This is a genomic window from Streptomonospora litoralis, from assembly GCF_004323735.1.
Classification (GTDB): domain Bacteria; phylum Actinomycetota; class Actinomycetes; order Streptosporangiales; family Streptosporangiaceae; genus Streptomonospora; species Streptomonospora litoralis.
Genome location: NZ_CP036455.1, coordinates 2,280,663 through 2,299,465, shown reverse-complemented (window position 1 = coordinate 2,299,465; position 18,803 = coordinate 2,280,663). Strand labels below are relative to the sequence as shown.

The 18,803-nt window shown below is 73.4% G+C and carries 17 protein-coding genes and 1 riboswitch; of the genes, 10 read left to right on the top strand and 7 right to left on the bottom strand.

The genetic code is table 11. From position 1 onward, the window contains the following. Nucleotides 1-14 precede the first annotated feature (14 nt). Nucleotides 15-923 (bottom strand): aspartate carbamoyltransferase catalytic subunit, encoded by a 909-nt coding sequence (locus tag EKD16_RS09950; protein WP_131098125.1) that lies wholly within the window; start codon nt 921-923, stop codon nt 15-17. Then, a complete protein-coding gene (gene pyrR, locus EKD16_RS09945) occupies nt 923-1,561 on the bottom strand; it encodes a bifunctional pyr operon transcriptional regulator/uracil phosphoribosyltransferase PyrR (protein ID WP_165498543.1) in 639 nt (212 codons plus the stop codon). Before pyrR ends, EKD16_RS09950 begins: the two co-directional genes overlap by 1 nt. A gap of 520 nt (nt 1,562-2,081) precedes the next feature. Between pyrR and bldD the strand changes: the two genes are divergently transcribed. Both bldD and EKD16_RS09935 read left to right on the top strand, forming a co-directional pair. Further along, entirely contained in the window at nt 2,082-2,576 is a 495-nt protein-coding gene (gene bldD, locus EKD16_RS09940) for a transcriptional regulator BldD (RefSeq protein WP_017591133.1), read from the top strand. Between the two features lie 566 nt (nt 2,577-3,142). Then, nucleotides 3,143-3,754 carry a GNAT family N-acetyltransferase gene (locus tag EKD16_RS09935; protein WP_131098123.1) on the top strand — a complete coding sequence of 204 codons (612 nt, stop codon included), beginning with the start codon at nt 3,143-3,145 and terminating at the stop codon, nt 3,752-3,754. Here EKD16_RS09935 and metF read toward each other — a convergent pair. Then, nucleotides 3,672-4,625, bottom strand: a complete 954-nt coding sequence (metF, locus tag EKD16_RS09930; protein ID WP_131098122.1) for a methylenetetrahydrofolate reductase [NAD(P)H] — start codon at nt 4,623-4,625, stop codon at nt 3,672-3,674. The two genes, EKD16_RS09935 and metF, sit on opposite strands and share 83 nt — an antisense overlap. Before the next feature lie 72 nt (nt 4,626-4,697). Here metF and EKD16_RS09925 point away from each other — a divergent pair, with 72 nt between their 5' ends. The 3 genes from EKD16_RS09925 (at nt 4,698) to EKD16_RS09915 (ending at nt 9,601) form a co-directional block, all read left to right on the top strand. Continuing rightward, nucleotides 4,698-5,768, top strand: coding sequence for a polyprenyl synthetase family protein (locus EKD16_RS09925; protein ID WP_131098121.1), 1,071 nt, complete (start codon nt 4,698-4,700; stop codon nt 5,766-5,768). 1,552 nt (nt 5,769-7,320) lie between these two features. Next, complete coding sequence (locus EKD16_RS09920; RefSeq protein WP_242677321.1) at nt 7,321-8,640, top strand: DUF418 domain-containing protein; 1,320 nt, start codon at nt 7,321-7,323, stop codon at nt 8,638-8,640. 91 nt (nt 8,641-8,731) lie between these two features. Beyond that, complete coding sequence (locus EKD16_RS09915; RefSeq protein WP_131098119.1) at nt 8,732-9,601, top strand: NAD(P)H-binding protein; 870 nt, start codon at nt 8,732-8,734, stop codon at nt 9,599-9,601. Between the two features lie 21 nt (nt 9,602-9,622). Here the strand turns inward: EKD16_RS09915 and EKD16_RS09910 are convergent, their stop codons facing one another. From EKD16_RS09910 to EKD16_RS09900, 3 genes are all read right to left on the bottom strand, one after another. After that, nucleotides 9,623-10,375 (bottom strand): AMP-binding enzyme, encoded by a 753-nt coding sequence (locus tag EKD16_RS09910; RefSeq protein WP_278248942.1) that lies wholly within the window; start codon nt 10,373-10,375, stop codon nt 9,623-9,625. 21 nt (nt 10,376-10,396) lie between these two features. After that, nucleotides 10,397-11,047 (bottom strand): thiamine phosphate synthase, encoded by a 651-nt coding sequence (gene thiE, locus EKD16_RS09905; RefSeq protein WP_131098118.1) that lies wholly within the window; start codon nt 11,045-11,047, stop codon nt 10,397-10,399. A gap of 216 nt (nt 11,048-11,263) precedes the next feature. Then, entirely contained in the window at nt 11,264-11,623 is a 360-nt protein-coding gene (locus EKD16_RS09900) for an Rv2175c family DNA-binding protein (protein ID WP_131098117.1), read from the bottom strand. A 153-nt stretch (nt 11,624-11,776) separates the two neighbouring features. After that, nucleotides 11,777-11,889: riboswitch (TPP riboswitch) on the top strand. Here EKD16_RS09900 and thiO point away from each other — a divergent pair. The 5 genes from thiO to EKD16_RS09875 all read left to right on the top strand — a co-directional run bounded on the left by thiO (nt 11,887) and on the right by EKD16_RS09875 (nt 17,087). Further along, nucleotides 11,887-13,110, top strand: coding sequence for a glycine oxidase ThiO (gene thiO, locus EKD16_RS09895; protein WP_131098116.1), 1,224 nt, complete (start codon nt 11,887-11,889; stop codon nt 13,108-13,110). It overlaps the preceding riboswitch by 3 nt. Then, nucleotides 13,101-13,301, top strand: coding sequence for a sulfur carrier protein ThiS (thiS, locus tag EKD16_RS09890; RefSeq protein ID WP_131098115.1), 201 nt, complete (start codon nt 13,101-13,103; stop codon nt 13,299-13,301). Before thiO ends, thiS begins: the two co-directional genes overlap by 10 nt. A gap of 107 nt (nt 13,302-13,408) precedes the next feature. Then, nucleotides 13,409-14,149 (top strand): thiazole synthase, encoded by a 741-nt coding sequence (locus tag EKD16_RS09885; RefSeq protein ID WP_207391547.1) that lies wholly within the window; start codon nt 13,409-13,411, stop codon nt 14,147-14,149. A 186-nt stretch (nt 14,150-14,335) separates the two neighbouring features. Beyond that, nucleotides 14,336-16,300 carry a Stk1 family PASTA domain-containing Ser/Thr kinase gene (gene pknB / locus EKD16_RS09880; RefSeq protein WP_131098113.1) on the top strand — a complete coding sequence of 655 codons (1,965 nt, stop codon included), beginning with the start codon at nt 14,336-14,338 and terminating at the stop codon, nt 16,298-16,300. A gap of 67 nt (nt 16,301-16,367) precedes the next feature. After that, on the top strand, nt 16,368-17,087 hold the full coding sequence (locus EKD16_RS09875) for a response regulator (protein WP_131098112.1): 720 nt from the start codon (nt 16,368-16,370) through the stop codon (nt 17,085-17,087). A 150-nt stretch (nt 17,088-17,237) separates the two neighbouring features. Here the strand turns inward: EKD16_RS09875 and glpK are convergent, their stop codons facing one another. Beyond that, a complete protein-coding gene (gene glpK / locus EKD16_RS09870) occupies nt 17,238-18,716 on the bottom strand; it encodes a glycerol kinase GlpK (protein WP_131098111.1) in 1,479 nt (492 codons plus the stop codon). Nucleotides 18,717-18,803: the final 87 nt, after the last annotated feature.

Below are 18,803 nucleotides of genomic sequence, written 5' to 3'. Positions count from 1 at the left end.
GGCGGCGGCAGGGCTTAGGACCCGCCCAGGAGCAGGTAGAGCACGGCCATGCGGACGCTGACGCCGTTGGCGACCTGCTCGTTGACGGTGGTGCGCGCGGAGTCGGCGACCTCGGCGGAGATCTCCATCCCGCGGACCATGGGGCCCGGGTGCATGACGATGGCGTCGTCCTGCATGCGGGCGAAGCGCTCGCGGTCGAGCCCGTAGCGGCGGCTGTACTCGCGCGCGGTGGGGAAGAACGCGTCGTGCATGCGCTCGGCCTGCACCCGCAGCAGCATGACCACGTCGCTCTTGGGCAGCACGGCGTCGAGGTCGTAGGAGACCGCGCAGGGCCAGGTGTGCACCGACACCGGGACCAGGGTGGGCGGGGCGACCAGGGTGACCTCGGCGCCCAGGGTGTGCAGCAGCAGCACGTTGGATCTGGCCACGCGGCTGTGCAGGACGTCGCCGACGATGGCCACGCGCAGTCCGTCGAGCCGTCCCAGGCGCTCGCGCATGGTGAAGACGTCCAGCAGCGCCTGGGTGGGGTGCTCGTGGGTGCCGTCGCCCGCGTTGAGCACGGCGCCGTCGACCCACTCGGCGAGGCGGTGGGCCGCGCCGGAGGCGCTGTGCCGCACGACCACGCCGTCGGCGCCCATGGCCTGCAGTGTCAGCGCGGTGTCCTTGAGGCTCTCGCCTTTGGAGACGCTGGAGCCCTTGGCGGAGAAGTTGACCACGTCGGCCGAGAGCCGCTTGGCGGCGAGCTCGAAGGAGGTGCGGGTGCGGGTGGAGTCCTCGTAGAAGAGGTTGACCACGGTGCGGCCGCGCAGCGTGGGCAGCTTCTTCACCGAGCGGCCGCTGACCTGGGCAAGCTCGGCGGCGGTGTCGAGCACCAGCAGCGCCTCGTCGCGGGAGAGGTCGCCGGTGGACAGCAGGTGGCGCATCAGCCCTCCTCTTCGCCGGGGCGCGGTTTGGCCGGGCCCAGCAGGACGGCGTCGGCGCCGTCGGACTCGGCCAGCTGCACGGTCACGGTCTCGCGCAGCGAGGTGGGCAGGTTCTTGCCCACGTAGTCCGCCCGGACGGGCAGCTCGCGGTGGCCGCGGTCGACGAGGATGGCGAGCTGCACCGCGCGGGGGCGGCCGATGTCGTTGAGGGCGTCGAGCGCGGCGCGCACCGTGCGGCCGGAGAACAGCACGTCGTCGACGAGGACGACGAGGCGCCCGTCGACCCCTTCGGGCGGGATCTCGGTACGCCCGAGCGCGCGGGCGGGCGCCAGCCGCAGATCGTCGCGGTACATCGTGATGTCGAGCGAGCCGCAGGGGACGGCCCCACCCTCGACGCGCTCCAGGCGCTCGGCCAGGCGGCGGGCCAGCGGGACGCCCCGCGAGGGGATGCCCAGCAGGGTGATGTCGCTTCCGCCCTTGGTGCGTTCCAGGATCTCGTGGGCGATGCGGGTCAGCGCCCGCTGGATCTCGGGACCGTCCAGGACGGTCCGCGCCGGCACGGGGACGCGTTCCGCGGATTCGGCGGAATCGGGCGGCGATGCGCCCGCATCACTCTCAGCGCGAGATTGCGCACACACAGTAGTGACCCCCTTCCCTGCCTCACTGGACAGGCGGTTAAAGGATGTCGAACGACTTCACGTTATCAGCGCGGCGCCGCGGCGCTGATCGACAGCCCCCCGAAACCGGTAGAAAATATGACTCTCATCACATGCGGTATTCTTGACATATCATCCCATCGTTCGGTGAAACGGACGCCACGGGCGGTGCGCATGTCGGGCGATCAGTCGGAATCCCCGTGTCAGCGGCCTTTCCGTACACCGAAGCTGCACGGGATGTCCGCATCGGTCCCGAAATGAGAGTCCCCTCACTTACACACGGTTTGGCCACTGAATCGTCGCGTTTCCACCCAACGGCTTGACCTGGCAACCGAACAGCCTTACCGTCACTGTCCGTAACCAATCTCGGGCGGGACCGCTTTCGTCCGGGCCCTGCGGATGGCACCCACCGGGCGCCCTCGGCCGGGCGCGGTCACCACGGGCGCACTCGGGGCCCACCGCCCGCACCAGCCACCTTCACGGCCGGGGAGCGACGAAGAAGATGCCATCGGAATACGCCAAGTCCCTCGGTGCGCGGCTGCGCGCCATCCGCACCCAGCAGGGGCTCTCCCTGCACGGAGTGGAGGAGAAGTCCCACGGCCGCTGGAAGGCCGTCGTGGTGGGATCCTACGAGCGCGGCGACCGCGCCGTGACCGTGCAGAAGCTCGCCGAGCTCGCCGACTTCTACGGCGTGCCCATGTCGGAGCTGCTGCCCGGCGGCGCCGCACCGACCCCGCTGGGGCCCACGCCCAAGCTGGTGATCGACCTGGAGCGGATGCAGCAGCTGCCGCAGGAGAAGGCCGGCCCGCTCGCCCGCTACGTGGCCACCATCCAGAGCCAGCGCGGCGACTACAACGGCCGGGTGCTGTCCATTCGCCAGGAGGACCTGCGCTCGCTGGCGGTCATCTACGACCGCTCGCCCGGCGACCTGACCGAGGAGCTGATCAACTGGGGCGTCCTCGACCCCGAAGCGCGCCGCGCCGTCGACGCGTTCTAGTCGAGCCGGAACGCCTTCCAGCCGAGCTCCAGCGGCCCCGGAGACGCGCGCCCCTCGCAGCCGCGCGCGTCCTCCCGGCGCCCTGCGCCGGCGCCCCCTGACCCGGGCCGGGGAGCGCCCCTCACCGCCTGCGGCCGCGCAAGGAGGCGGCCGCAGCACCCGGGCCGACCCGGACGGTCCGTCCCCTCTCCCCGCGGCGCGGTGCGACCGCGCGCACAGGCACGCGCCGCGCACGACGCGGCGGCAGACGACGAGCGGCCGTGTCCCCGCACGGTTTCCCACGGGGACACGGCCGCTCGTCGTCTGCGGGGCCGCAAGGAGGGGCGGCACCCGCCCCCCGGACGGGCGCGCCCTTTCCGCCCGGGGATGGCCGCGGCCGGGCAAGAGGCTTCCCCTCCCCCCGCCCGGCCGCTTCCCGCGTTCGCGCGTCGCCTACGCGGCGGCGAACACGGACCGTCCGCACTCCCGCTACTTCGAACAGAAGTACGAACAAGGACAGTTAAGCGCACCCCCGTCGCCGGCGTCAACAACGCCCCCGGCGGGCCCGCTTCGTCTACCGTGGCGGTGTGCGCACCGACATCGAGCTGTGGGAGCTGGCCGCCCCGGCGTTCCTGCACGCCCTTCCCGCCCTGATGGAGATCTACGCCGCCGCGATGGAGCCCCCGCGCGAGCAGCTGGCCGGGCGGCGCTCCATCATGCGCGAGCACGCCCGCAACGCGCGGTTCCGCTCGGTGATCGCGCTTCCCCGGGGCAATGCGGACGCCGCCGGGTTCGGCTACGGCTTCCACGGCCACCCGGGGCAGTGGTGGCACGACATCGTCTCGGGCGAGGTGTGCGAGCGCGATCCCGAGGCCGAGCGGCGCTGGTTCGGCGACTCCTTCGAGGTGGCCGAACTGCACGTGCTGCCCGGCCACCAGGGCCGCGGCATCGGGCGCGGCCTGCTGGAAGCACTGACGGCGGCGCGCAAGGAGCGCACCGCCGCCCTGTCGACCCCGGCCGGACCCACGGTCGCCCGGAGCCTGTACCTCTCGTGTGGTTTCGTCGACGTGCTACCGGAGTTCCACTTCCCCGGCAGTCCTCACCGGCCCTTCACGATCATGGCCGCGCCCCTGCCGTTGCGGGCAAGCGGTCGTAGGCGACCTGCTCGTAGATCTCCCGCGTGGCAGTGGACTGGTTGAACGTGATGAAGTGGATGCCGGGAGCGCCCTCGTCCAGCAGCCGCTCGCACATCCGCTGCGCCTGCTCGATGCCGAGCTTGCGCACCGACTCCGGATCGTCGGCGACCTTGTCGAACTCCGCGGCCAGGTGGCGCGGGAAGGGCGCGCCGGAGAGCTGCTCGGACATCCCGATCGTGGAGTACTTCACCACCGGCATGATCTCCGGGATGATGGGGGTGTCGCAGCCCGCTGCCGCCACGCGGTCGCGCAGCCGCAGGTAGTCCTCCGGGTCGAAGAACATCTGGGTGATGGCGTAGTCGGCCCCCGCACGGCACTTCTGCACGAGGTACTTCGTGTCGGACTCGATGTCGGGCGAGCGCGGGTGCTTGTAGGGGAAGGCCGCGACGCCGACGCTGAAGTCGCCGAGCTCCTTGATGAGCCGCACCAGCTCGTCGGCGTACTCCAGGCCCTCGGGGTGCTTGACCCATTCGCCCAGCGGGTCGCCGGGCGGGTCGCCGCGCAGAGCGAGGATGTTGTTCACACCCACGCTGGCGAAGCGCCCGATGAGGTGGCGCAGCTCGCTCACGGAGTGGTTGACGGCGCAGAAGTGGGCGACGGGGAGCAGCGTCGTGTCGGTTTGCAGCTGCTCGGTGATCTCCACGGTGAGATCGCGCGTCCCGCCCCCGGCTCCGTAAGTGACCGAGACGAATGAGGGCGCCAGCGCCTCGATCTGGCGGATGACCTGCCAGAGTTTGCGCAGCCCCTCGTCGGTCTTCGGTGGGAAGAACTCGAAAGAGAATGTCGGTTCGCCGGCTTTGAGCAGTTCGCGGATGTCGCGCGGCCGCGTCGCTGCGGCGGGCGCGCTCCCGTTGCGTGTCGGTGACCCAGGCATGTCCTCTACCTTAGGCGAAGCCCTTCGGGAGGGGGAGCAGGTGGGTACCGGCTACCCGATAACCTGCAGGCTATGTCCTTCTCCGCCTCCTCCCCGGTCTCCTTCGTCCGCGCCGCCGTCGACGGGGAGATCGCCCGCTTCCTCGACCGGCGGCGCGCCCAGCTGCTGGAGGTCGGCTCCGAGCTGGTGCCGGTCGCCGACGCGTTGGAGGCCATGCTCGCGGGGGGCAAGCGGCTGCGCCCGGCGTTCTGCTACTGGGGGTGGCGCGGAGCCGGCGGCGCCGACGTCGCCGGGATCCACGCCGCCGCGGCCTCGCTGGAATTCCTGCAGGCCTGCGCGCTGATCCACGACGACGTGATCGACAACAGCGACACCCGCCGCGGCCTGCCCGCCACCCACAAGCGCCTGGAGAGCCTCCACGCGGCCTCGGGCTGGACGGGCTCGGCCGAAGCGTTCGGCCGCGGCGCCGCGATCCTGATCGGCGATCTGTGCCTGGCCTGGAGCGAGGACCTCTACCAGGCCAGCGGGCTGGGCCCGGAGGCGCTGCAAACCGGGCGCGTCCCCTTCGACGCGATGCGCACCGAGGTGATGGCCGGGCAGTACCTGGACATGCTGGAACAGGTGCGCGAGGACGGCGGCGTCGAGGCGACGCTGCGGGTCATGCACTACAAGGCGGCCAAGTACACCGTGCAGCGGCCGCTGCACCTGGGCGCCGCGCTGGCCGGGCGCTACGACGACCTCGCGCCCGTCTACACCGACTACGGGCTGCCGCTGGGGGTGGCCTTCCAACTGCGCGACGACATCCTCGGCGTCTTCGGCGACCCCGAGCAGACCGGCAAGCCAGCGGGGGACGACCTGCGGGAGGGCAAGCGCACCCTCATCGTCGCCGAGACGCTGGAGCGGACCGGATCCGCCGACCGCGCGGAGTTCCTGCGCCATCTGGGCGACCCCTTGCTGAGCGCCGAGACGGTCGAGTGGATGCGCGGTGCGGCCGAGGACTGCGGCGCCCTCGCGGCCTGCGAGCGCCGCATCGACGACTACGTCGCCCAGGCCACCGCGGCGTTGGAGACCGGGCGGATCGACGCCACCGCCCGCTCGGCCCTCGCCGACCTCGTCGTCGCCGCCACCGCCCGCAAGCACTGAGGGGGATCGCGGACTCCGGCGGACGGGGCGGTCGGCCGGAAGGCGGTGGGCCGGAAGGCGGTGGGCCGGAAGGCGGTCGCTGACCGCTAAGGCGGGCAGGGCGACCGACGTAGGGCGGGTCGGGTCTGCTGTGCGGTCTTGTTGGTCTGCCGGCGTGCGGGTGTCTTCGGGGAGGCGGCGGCAACGGTGGCAGCGGGGCCGGGCTCCGCGGTCACCGGGTCGGGTGCCGCCGGTGGCGGCGGCCGGCGAGGGGCGGCGAGGGCGCCGGATGGCCGGGCCCGCGGTCACCGGGTCGGGTGCCGCCGGTGGCGGTTGCGGCGGGGCGGCAGCGGTTGGCTGTGCGGCCTTGTTGGTCTGCCGGGAAACGGGTGGCCTCACGGAAAAGCGGCGCCGAGGACGGCGCCGGGTCCGGCCGGCGGCCGACGCACCCGGTGCTCGTGTTCGGCGGGCAGCGGGGGCCGCCCCCCGGGGGTGGGTATTCATCACAACACCTCCGTGCGGAGCCGGTGTTGCACTCACCCCCTGAACCCGCGGCCGCTGTCTGGTTAAAACCCTGCGTTGGGCGGCACCGGTCCCGGCTTCTCCCGTCTATCGCGAACTTATGGTCGCAGGAAGGCGTATTCCGCGGCCATAAGTTCGCGATCATCGCCGGATGAACCGGCATACCGGACATACCGGCGCCGGTTGGCCGGCTGGGTGCCGCCGCGTTGGGGCCGGGCCCGCGCGTGGGGGTGGCCGCGCTGCGGGGCGCGGTCGCGGGTGCTCGCACGCCCCGGGAGTGCGCCGGATCGGGGGCCGGGGGGCGACGACACGTCGCTCGTGGCGCCCGGGCGCGGCCCCCGGGGGCTCCACCCCTCTGATGGGGTGGGCTTTTGGGGGTCTATGTCCGTTTTGCGGGCGGTCTCGGCGGGCGCCGCGGCCACGAGGCGCACGAAAAGTTGACTCCGGGACTGTTTTCGCGCCATTCGGCGCGCTTCGTGGGCCACCGCCGCCGCAGCGCGGCCGCGGACCCACCGAGGAATCGGGCATTGGCGGACAAAGCACCCCGTGTTGTTTCGTATCGCGGAATGGCAGCGCCAGGACGGCACGTCGGGGCGACGCCGAGGCCGATGCCGCCGCACGTAGGTGCATCTCGTGGCCCGATCCGGCTGTATGGCCGCCGCCCACCGCCCCGCAGGCCCGCGCCGACAACCGGGCGGCGGCCCCCCGGGGCTCGACCACCGCGGCCGGGGCCGGTGACCGCCGCCCCGACCACGCAGGCCCGGCCCCGCCGTCGTCGCCGCCGCTTTTCCGTTAAGTCCGCCCGTTTCCCGGCAGGTCGGCAAGGCCGCTCAGCGGGCCTGAGCCGCCCCCGCCGGGCGCGCCACCGGCGAACACCCAACCCGACCACCACAGGCCCGGACGCCTACCCCTACCGCCTCTCAGGGACCGGCCCGAGCCGGAAGTCGGGGGGCCTACCGACTTGCGGAGGATGCCGTCGCAACGGCGATTGGTGCATTCTGAGGGAAAAGCCCCCTTCGGGGGACCTTCATCCCCTGCTGGAGGCACTGCCGTGGACGCCATCCGAGACCCCGCCCGCGGTCCCGTGCGCCCCGACGAGCGGGCGCCGGCGCCCGACCTCGCGCGCGGGTTCATGCTGCTGCTCATCGCGCTGGCCAACACACCCTGGTATCTGTACGCCGCCCAGCAGGCGGGCACGGTCGCCCATCCCGCCGACGGATCGGCGGTCGACCGCGTCGTGCAGTTCGCCATGCTCACGGCGGTGGACGGGCGCATCCTGCCGATGTTCGCCCTTCTGTTCGGCTACGGGCTGATCCGCCTCTACGACCGCCAGCGCGAGGCCGGCACCCGGATCAAGGCGGCCGCCGCGGTCGTGCAACGCCGCAACCTGTGGCTTCTGGTGCTCGGTTTCGCGCACGCGGCCCTGCTGTTCACCGGGGACATCCTGGCCGCCTACGGCCTGACCGGCCTGGTCCTGGGCTGGCTACTACTGCGCCGCAGCGAGCGGGCGATGCGCGTCACCGCCGCCGTGCTGGTCGGACTCTCACTGGCGCTGCTGCTGATCCTCGGCCTGTCGGCGGCCGCGGCCACGCTGATCCCGGCAGGGGGCGGGGAACAGGCCGCGGGATCGCCCGGCTTCTTCTACGACAGCTTCAGCGAACCCGGCTACTTCGCCTCCATCGGCCCCCGAATCCTCGGCTGGCTCTTCTTGCTGCCACTGACGGTACTCATGCCGGTCATACCGGCCATGATCGCGCTGGGCATGGCGATCGGCCGACTCCGCGTATTGGAGCGGACCGAGCACTACCGCGGCCTACTGGCCTGGACGGCCGCGATCGGGATCGGCGGCGCGTGGCTATGCGGGCTGCCCGAAGCGCTGGTCCACGTCGGGCTCGTCGACGCATCCGAAACCGTCGCACTCTCGCTGGGCGGGGTGCGGCAGATGAGCGGCGTCCTCGGCGGGCCCGGCTACGTCGCCCTGTTCGGCCTGGTCGGCGATGCGCTGGCCCGCCGGGCGCGGCGCGGTGCGGGCGTGGTCGCCGTCGCCGCCGTCGGCAAGCGCTCGCTGTCGTGCTACCTGGCCCAGTCGGTGATCTGCGCTCCGCTGCTGGCCGCCTGGGGGCTGGGGCTGGGCGCGCAACTGGGCAGCGCGACGATGGCACTGTTCGCCGTGGGCGTGTGGCTGGTCACGCTGGTCGGAGCCTACGGCCTGGAGCGCGCCGGCCGCCGCGGGCCGGCCGAGGCGCTGATGCGGCGGCTGGTCTACCGCTCCCCGGCGAGCACGGAGCCGGCGGCCGGGGTGTCGACCGCGCCCGGCGCAGACAGGGCGGGAAGACCCTCCGGCCCGGGCGGACCGCCCGCGACGCGCTGAGGACCGCGGAAACCGCCGCGGGACGGCGGTTGCCGGGGGTGTTGTCCCGCGGTCGATGACGCGGCCGGGATGTTGCCGGACAATGCGGACCATGGGCGACGATCGGGAGACACTGCACCTCTTCGGCATCACGGGCGCCACGGGGGCCCTCGGGCGGCGGATCGCCGAGCGGCTGGCGCGGCGCGGGGAGGCCCAGCGGCTCATCGTCCGCGACCTCAACCGCGCCCCCGAACTGCCCCGCGCCGGCGCCGCGATGGCCGCCTACGAGGACACCGCCGCCTTCGAGCGCGCGGTCAAGGGCGTCGACACCCTGCTGCTGGTACCGGCGCCGGAGTCCGATCTGCGTGTCGAACTGCACCTCGGCGCCATCGACGCGGCCCTGGCGGCGGGTGTGACCCGCATCGTCTACGTGTCGTTCCTCTCGGCCGGGCCGGCGGCGGTCTACACCGCCGCGCGCGACCACTTCTACAGCGAGGCGCACATCCGCGCCGCGGGAGTGGCCCACACCGTCCTGCGGCCCGGCCTGTACCTGGATCTGCTGCCTTCGTGGGTCGACGCCGAAGGGCTCCTCCGCGGCCCGGCCGGGCGGGGGCGGCTGGCGTGGGTCTCGCGCGACGACGTGGCCGACGCGGCGGTGGCCGTGCTCACCGGCGGCGATGCGCACGAAGGCCGCACCTACGACCTGACCGGCCCCGAGGCGGTCACCCTGGGCGAGACCGCGCGCCGCCTCTCGGCGCTGACCGCGCGCAGGATCGTCTACGTCGCCGAGACCTGGCAGGAGTCGGCCGCCTGGGCGCCGAGCGCGCGGACGGGGGCCGACCCCGCGGCCTGCGCCGCCATCGCCGCCGGCGAGCTGGACGCGGTCTCGCCTGCCGTGCCGGAGCTGACCGGGCGCCCGGCCCAGTCCATCGAGGGTTTCCTGCGCACCCGGCCCAGCGCGCTGCACCATGTGCGCCGGTGAGCCGGGCGCGGCCCGTGACGCTCAGGAACGGGTGTCGACGACCTTGAGATCGCCCGAGGCGTGGCTGCCGCGCAGCGACTTCTTGTCGAACTTGCCGACGCTGGTCTTGGGGACCTCCTCGACGAAGCTCCAGAAGTCGGGCAGCTGCCAGCGCGCGACGCGGTCGGCGAGGAAGGCCCGCAGCTCCGCGGCGCCGGCGGTCGCGCCCTCCTTCAAAACGACCGCGGCCAGGGGGCGCTCGTCCCACTTCGGGTCGGGTACCGCCACGACGGCGGCCTCGGCGACCGCCGGGTGGGCCATGACGGCGTTCTCCAGCTCGACCGAGGAGATCCGCTCGCCGCCGGACTTGATCACGTCTTTGGCGCGGTCGGTGAGCCGCAGGAAGCCGTCGGGGGCGAGCGTGCCCACGTCGCCGGTGCGCAGCCAGCCGTCGTGGAACTTCTCCGGGTCCTCGTCGTTGTAGTAGGAGCCGGTGACCCAGGGGCCGCGCACCTCCAGCTCGCCGACGGAGGTGCCGTCGCAGGGCACCGGCGCGCCGTCGGGGCCGATGAGCCTGCCCTGCACCGTGGCAGGCAGGCGGCCCTGGCTGAGCCGGTAGGCCCAGCGCTCCTCCCCGGCGGATTCGGCGGGCGGGCGCGCGAAGCTGCCCAGCGGCGACGTCTCGGTCATGCCCCAGGCGTGCAGCACCGGCACCCCGTAGCGCGCCTCGAAGCGCTCCATCAGCGCGGGCGGGCAGGCCGATCCGCCGACCACGACGCTGTGCAGCGAGGAGATGTCGCGCGGCGCGGCGCGGGCTCAGTCGGCGGCGGCGAGCCTGCGGCGGAACTCCGCCGCGGCGGCGCGCGGGTCCGCGGCCTCGGTGATGGCGCGCACGACCACCACGCGCTCGGCGCCGGCCGCCATCACCCGGTCGAGGTTGTCCAGGTCGATGCCGCCGATCGCGAACCAGGGGCGCGCCGGCTTCAGGGCGGCGGTGCGCTCCAGCAGCTCCAGCCCGGCCGCCGCACGGCCCGGCTTGGTGGGCGTGCTCCACGTCGGCCCGACGCAGAAGTAGTCCACGGCCTCCTCCTCGGCGGAGGCCGCCGCCATCTCCGCGTCGCTGTTCGACCGGCCGATCAGCGGGCCGTCGCCGACGACGGCGCGCGCGTGGGGCACCGGCAGATCCCCCTGCCCCAGGTGCAGCACGTCCGCGCCCGCGGCCAGCGCGATGTCGGCGCGGTCGTTGACCGACATCAGCGCGCCGTGGCGCGCGCACGCGGCCCGCACGGTCTCCAGGACCGCGAGCTCCCGGCGGGCCTCCAGGGACTTGTCGCGCAACTGGACGATGTCGACGCCGCCCGCCAGCGCGGAGTCGAGGAACTCGGCCAGATCGCCCCGTTCGGTGCGGGCGTCGGTGCACAGGTACAGGCGCGCCCCGTCCAGGCGCTCTCGCAGACTCGCGTTCACGCGGCCAGCCTAGACGACGGGGCAGGTGTCTGATCGGGTCGGTCGGCCCGCCGGTCGGCTCGGTGCAGCCCGGCGGCGCCTCGGCTCCTCAGCCGCCGTGCGCGGATTCCCGAATCCGAGGCCGTTCTTTCGCGATGCGCGCACGAAGGCGCCCGCGACACCCGGCATAGCGGACACGCGGGCGCCCGGTGCCCCGACACAGGCGCCGCGCCCGCTCTACAACGCCATCGCCTGAGCGCGGCGGCGGACCTCGGTGCCGCGGTTCTCCACCAGCGCGTCGATGGGCGCCCCCGGCAGCGTGTCGTCTGGGGTGAACATCCACTGCAGGGCCTCATCGGTGCTGAACCCGGAATCGGACAGCACGGTGAGGGTGCCGGGCAGGCCCTTGACGACGTCGCCGCCGGAGATGAAAGCGGCCGGGATGCACAGCTCGCCGCTGCGCCGCACCCCGAGCAGCTTGTGGTCGGCGATGAACTGCTTGATCCGGTTCGGGCTGACGTTCAGCGCCTTGGCGGCGTCCTTCAGCGTCATCCATTCACCGACAAGGGTGTCGGTGTCGCGGTCGTTCTCGTTCACGGGTCCAATGTGCCACAGCCGACCCCGCGTCAAACGCCCCCGCGCACGCGTATCGCTGTAGGCGAAGCGACGCGGTCGGGCCCGCCCGCCCGAAATCCCCGCCGCCCGGCCCGGGCACTCCGGCGGGCGAGGTCATAGAATGGGCGCCGGACGAGATACACCCGCGGGAGCCGGGTCGGGACCCGGCTGAGAGGGAGGCTGTCAGCCTCCGACCGCATGAACCTGATCCGGGTCATACCGGCGAAGGAAGTGGCAGTAGCAACGTGTGCGCAGCGACTTACTCCTCCGCTCAGCGGAGCACCGACGTGGTCGTCGTCGGCGCCGGGCTCATCGGCCTCGTCACGGCGTGGCGCGCCGCCCGCGCCGGGCTGGGCGTCACCGTGGTCGCCGAACAGCTCCACGGCTCGGCCTCCGTGGTCGCCGCCGGCATGCTGACCCCCGCCACCGAGGCCTCCTTCGGCGAGGAGGCGCTGATGCGGTTCGGCATCCTCTCCCGCGACCGCTATCCCGGGTTCGTCGCCGAACTGGAGGAGGACAGCGGCGCCTCGGCCGGCTATCGCGCCCAAGGCACCCTGCAGGTCGCCTTCGACACCGACGACCTCACCCGGCTCGGCCACCTCGGCGACCTGCGCGCCCGGCTCGGGCTGTCCACCGAGCGGCTCACCGGCCGCGAGTGCCGCAGGCTGGAGCCGATGCTGGCGCCCTCGGTGCGCGGCGGCTACTTCGCCGCGGAGGACCACTCCGTCGACCCGCGCTCCCTGCTGTGGGCACTGCGCGCCGCGGCCGAGCGCCGCGGCGCCGTCGGCGTGCGCGACCGCGTCCGCCGGGTCGTCGTCGACGACGACGGCCGCGCCCGGGGTATCGAACTCGACTCCGGCGGCGGGATCACCGCCGGCCAGGTGGTGCTGGCCGCGGGGGTCGGCACCCCGGCCCTCGAAGGCCTCCCCGACGGCGTGGTGCCGCCGCTGCGGCCCGTCAAAGGCCAACTGCTGCGCCTGCGCATGCCCCCCGGCGAAGGGCCCATCGTCACCCGCACCGTGCGCGGGCTGGTCAAAGGCTCGCCGGTCTACCTGGTGCCGCGCGACTCCGGCGAGATCGTGCTCGGCGCCACCCAGGAGGAGCAGGGCTTCGACACTCGGCTGACCGCCGGAGGACTCTGGGAGGTGCTGCGCGACGCCCACGAACTGGTACCCGGAGTGAGCGAACTGGAGATCGCGGAGACCTGCGTCGGCCTGCGCCCCGGATCCCCCGACAACGAGCCGCTGCTGGGACCGACCGCGGTCCCCGGCCTGCAACTGGCCGCCGGCCACTTCCGGCACGGCGTGCTGTTCACACCGGCCACCGGCGACGCCATGGCCGAGGCACTGACCACCGGCGCGCTCCCCGACTACGCGCGCCGGTTCGCCGCCACCCGCATCACCGGCGGAACCCCCGCCGGTGCGGACGGCGGCCCCAGCGAGGGAGGCGATCAGCACCAGTGGACGTGATCATCAACGGCGAGCGCCGCGAGGTCTCTCCCAGGACGACGGTGGAGGAGGTGGTGCGCTCGCTCACGCAGGCGCCCGGCGGCGTGGCCGTCGCGCTCAACGACGAGGTCGTGCCCAAGGCCGGATGGGCCACCACCCGCCTCGGCGACGACGACCGCGTCGACGTGCTCACCGCGGTCCAAGGAGGCTGAAGTTGACCGACACGCACACCCCGGCGGCCCCGCGGGCGACCGCCGACACGCCCTTCACCGACCCGACCGGCGGACCCGGCGCCGAAGTCGGCGCCGACCCCCTCGTCATCGCCGGCCACCGGTTCTCCTCCCGGCTGATCACCGGCACCGGGGGCGCGCCGTCGCTGCGCATCCTGGAGGACGCGCTGACCGCCTCGGGCACCGAACTGACCACCGTGGCCCTGCGCCGCGTCTCCCCCGACGCCGAGGGCTCGGTGTGGGACGTGCTGCGCCGCAACGGAATCCGGCCGCTGCCCAACACCTCGGGCTGCTTCACCGCCGGCGACGCGCTGCGCACCGCGCGCCTGGCCCGCGAGGCGCTGGAGACCGACTGGATCAAGCTGGAGGTCATCGCCGACGAGCGCACTCTGCTGCCCGACCCGGTCGAACTGCTCGACGCCGCCGAGCGGCTGGTCGACGAGGGGTTCACCGTGCTGCCCTACACCAACGACGACCCCGTACTGGCGCGGCGCCTGGAGCAGGTGGGCTGCGCCGCCGTGATGCCGCTGGGCGCCCCCATCGGCTCGGGTCTGGGCATCCGCAACCCGCACAACATCGAGCTGATCGTGGAGCAGGCGGGCGTCCCCGTGGTCGTCGACGCCGGGATCGGCACCGCCAGCGAGGCGGCGCTGGCCATGGAGCTGGGCTGCGACGCGGTCATGCTGGCGACCGCCATCACCCGGGCCGAGGACCCCGTTCTGATGGCGGGCGCCATGCGCGACGCGGTGGCCGCCGGTCGCGGCGCCCGCCGCGCCGGACGCATCCCGGTGCGGCGCTACGCGCAGGCGTCCTCCCCCGCGGTGGACTGACCGCCGCCGGTGCGCCCGGCGCACCGCGCCGCCGCGCCCGCCGACACACGCGGGACCGGGCGCGGCGCAGGAAACGTCACCACGAACCCCGCGGCACCGCGACCCGGGGAATCCGAAGCGCGCGGTACCGGCCTCGTGGCACGGTTCGCGACGACCTCCCTTCGCGGACGCCTTACACTCCCCTGTGTGGACATGACGACTGCCGACCCTCTGGTGGGCACGACACTCGATCACCGCTACCACGTCGAGGCGCGGGTGGCCAGCGGCGGTATGGCCACGGTCTACGTCGCCCGCGACCTGCGGCTGGACCGCCGCCTGGCCTGCAAGGTGATGCACGCCTCGCTGGCCCAGGACCCCGCTTTCGTGCGCCGCTTCATCAACGAGGCGCACTCGGTCGCCAAGCTCTCCCACCCCAACGTGGTGCAGGTCTACGACCAGGGCACCGACCAGGGGCACGTGTACCTGGCCATGGAGTACGTGCCCGGGCAGACACTGCGCGAGATGCTGAACGAGCGGGGGCGCCTGGCACCCGCCGACGCGCTCGACATCATCTCCCCGGTGCTTGCGGCGCTGGGCGCCGCGCACCAGGCCGGGCTGGTCCATCGCGATGTCAAGCCGGAGAACGTGCTGCTCACCGAGGACGGCCGCGTCAAGGTCGCCGACTTCGGTCTGGCCCGGGCGGTGGAGTCCGCCCAGCAGGGCACCACCAAGACCGGCGCGGTCATGGGTACCGCCGCCTATCTGGCACCAGAGCAGATCGAGCGCGGCGCCGCCGATGCGCGCACCGACGTCTACGCGGCCGGGATCATGCTCTACGAGCTGCTGACCGGGACGCAGCCGCACACCGGCGACACCCCCATCTCCATCGCCTACCAGCACGTCAACGAGGACGTCCCGCGGCCCTCCCGGGTGGTCGCGGGCCTGCCTCCGCAGATCGACACGCTGGTCACCCGCGCCACCGAGCGCGACCCCCGCTACCGGCCCGGCGACGCCGGGCAGTACCTCGCGCTGGTGCTGAACACCAAGTCGGACGCGAGCGGGGAGTACAGCGCCGACGCGTCCCCTCCCGGCTCCGGCGGCAACGACACCCTCGTGGTCGAGACCGGCGGTCTGGCCGAGGCGGCTCCGGCCGAACCGGGCGGGCGCGGCCGCCGCGGGCGCCGCCGGCTCGCCCTGGACTACCGCAGCTACCCGATGATGCTGGTCGCCGGCGTGCTCGCGGTGGTGATGCTGGCCGGCGGCTGGTGGTTCCTGGTCGGACGCTACGAGCCGGTACCCGACATCGTCGGCATGCCGGAACAGGACGCCGCCGCCGTGCTGGGCAGCGTGCCCGTGCGCATGGAGGTGGGCGACAAGCGCGTCTACTCCGAGGAGGATCCCGGCAGGATCGCCGAGGTCGAGCCCGCCGTGGGCGAGCGCATCCTCCCGCAGGACACGGTGACGGTGTACCTGTCCAAGGGGCCGCAGACGGTCGAGATGCCCGACCTGGTGGGCCAGAACGCCCAGGACGCCCGGGCGGCGCTGGAGGACGACGGCTTCACCCGGATCCAGGAGGAGGAGGCCGACTCCGAGGACCAGCCGGCGGGGACGGTCATCGGCACCGATCCCGAGCCGGGCTCCGACGCCGACCGGGAGGCGCCGGTCACCCTCACCGTCAGCGCGGGATTCGACATCCCCGACGTGGTGGGCCGGCAACAGGACCAGGCGCGCAACATGCTGCAGGAGAAGGGGCTGCGGGTCTCCATCACCGAGCAGCCCAGCGAGGACGTGCCCGAGGGCGAGGTCATCTCCCAGGAGCCCGGCGCCGGCGGCACGGTCAGCTCCGGCGACAGCGTCACCCTCACGGTCTCCTCCGGCCCCGAGGACATCGAGATCCCCGACGTGGCCGGGTGGAAGGTCAAGGACGCCAAGAAGCGCCTGGAGGACCTGGGCTTCACGGTGAAGGTCACCCGGATCCTCGGCGGGGACCGCGTGTCGCAGTACAACCCGCAGGGTTCGGCGCCCGAAGGCACCGAGATCGAACTCGTGGTCAGCCCGTTCGCGCCGCAGGGCGGCAACGGCGGGCCGGGCCAGGGCGGCGGCCAAGGAGGCCAGGGCGGTCAAGGCGGCAACGGAAACCAGGGCGATCAGGGCGACGGCGGCGACGACTGACCGGCGCCGAGCGCATCGGCGGGTGGCGGGCTCCGGCGCGCCGCCCCCGGTTCGCTAGAGTCGCGCCATGGCAGAGCAGCGCGAACCCCGCTCCCCCGGTGGCTCCGCCGCCCGCGAAGCGCCCGACGAGCGGCCGATCCGGGTCCTCGTCGTCGACGACCACCCGCTGTGGCGCGACGCGGTGGAGCGCGATCTGACCGAGGCCGGGCTGGAGGTGGTCGCCACCGCGGGCGAGGGCGCCAAAGCGGTGCGCGTCGCCCCGGCTGCGCGGCCCACGGTCGCGGTCGTCGACCTGCAGCTGCCCGACATCGGCGGTGTGGAGGTGACCCGCCGCCTGCTGGAGGGGGCCGAGCCGCCGCGGGTGCTGGTGCTCTCGGCCAGCGGCGAGCAGTCCGACGTGCTGGAGGCGGTCAAGGCGGGCGCGACGGGCTACCTGGTGAAGTCGGCCGGGCGCGCGGAGCTGCTGGAGGCGGTGCGCCGGGTCCACGCGGGCGAGGCGGTCTACACCCCCGGGCTGGCCGGGCTGGTGCTGGGCGAGTACCGCCGCATGGCCGCCGCGCCCGAACCCGCCGGCGATCCGGCCGCGCCGGAGCTGACGCCGCGCGAGACGGAGGTGCTGCGGCTGGTGGCCAAAGGGCTCGGCTACAAGCAGATCGCCGAGCGCCTGTCGGTCTCCCACCGCACCGTGCAGAACCACGTGCAGAACACGCTGAGCAAGCTGCACCTGCACAACCGGGTCGAACTCGCGCGCTACGCCATCGACCGCGGTCTCGACGGCGGCGCCTGAAGCGCAGCCGCCGCCGGTTTCCGGCCGCGAGCACCGACGGCTGCGGCTCCGCTGCGGGCCCTGCGGCAGCGCCGGGGCGCTGCCGCAGGGCCCGCAGGTGATGGGAGGAGGGTTGCGGGGGCCGGGGGCGGTCGGAGGTGCGGGGGAGGTTCAGTCCAGCTGGGCCCAGCCCTTGGAGCGCTCCACGGCCGCGCGCCAGCGCCGGTGGGCGGAGTCGTCGCGCGTGCCGGGCTCGAAGCGGCGGTCCAGGTTCCACGTGCGCGCCAGCTCGTCGGTGGAGGACCACACGCCGGTGGCCAGGCCCGCCAGGAAGGCGGCGCCCAGCGCGGTGGTCTCCTGCACCTGCGGCCGGGCCACGCTGACCTGGAGCTGGTCCGCCTGGATTTGGCAGAGCAGGTCGTTGGCGGAGGCGCCGCCGTCCACGCGCAGCTCGGGCAGCTCGTTGCCCGAGGCCGCGGCCATGGCTTCGGCGACGTCGCGGACCTCGAAGGCGATCGCCTCCAGCGTGGCGCGGGCGATGTGGGCCCGCTGGGTGCCGCGGGTGATGCCGAAGACGGCGCCGCGGGCGTGGGGGTCCCAGTCGGGGGCGCCCAGGCCGGTCAGCGCCGGCACGAACACCACGCCGCCGGAGTCGCGCACGGATGCGGCCAGCCCTTCGGACTGGGGTGCGCTGTCGATGAGCCCGAGGCCGTCGCGCAGCCACTGCACCGCCGCGCCGGTGACGAAGATCGAACCCTCCAGGGCGTATTCCAGGCGGCCGTCGGGGTGCTGCCACAGCACCGTGCTGAGCAGCCCGTGCTGGGGTGCGATCGCCTCTTCGCCGGTGTTGATCAGCACGAAGGAGCCGGTGCCGTAGGTGCATTTGGAGGTGCCGGGGGTGTAGCAGTTCTGCCCGAACATGGCCGCCTGCTGGTCTCCGGCGATACCCGCGATCGGCAGCCGCAGGCCGAGGAACTCCTCGGGGTCGGTCTCGCCGACGGTGCCGTAGGAGGGCACGACCTCGGGCAGGGCGGAGAGCGGCACCCCGAGCAGCTCGCACATCTCCTGCGACCATTCGCCCCGGTGGATGTCGTAGAGGAGGGTCCGCGAGGCGTTGGACGCGTCGGTGACGTGGCGGGCTCCGCCGGTCATGCGGCTGACGACGTAGGAGTCGACGGTGCCGATGACGGTGTCGCCCGACTCCACGCCGCTCCAGGCGCGCTGGTCGTTGCGCCGAATCCAGGTGAGCTTGGTGCCGGTGAAGTAGGGGTCCAGTCGCAACCCGGTGATCTCGGTGACGCGGTCCTCGTGCCCGGCGTCGCGCAGCTCCGCACAGATCCCGGCGGTACGCCGGTCCTGCCAGACGACGGCTCTGCGCGGGGCGCTGCCGCGCTTGCGGTTCCACAGCACCGCGGTCTCGCGCTGGTTGGTGATGCCTACGCAGGTGGGCTGGTCGTCGGTGCCGTCCAGGGCGGACTGGCAGGCCGCCAGGGTCGCCTGCCAGATCTCCTCGGGAACGTGCTCGACCCAGCCGGTCTCGGGGTAATGCTGGGCGAACTCCTGGTAACCGCGGGAGAGGACACCGCCGTTCTCATCGACGACGAGGGCGGTCACGCCGGTTGTGCCGGCGTCGAGCGCGAGGACGGACATGGGTTGGCCTCCAGCACGTTGGGCGACTATGGTCTAGACCATGCGGACGGTGTGGAACTGAAGGCGTCGACCCCCATTCCAGGCCGC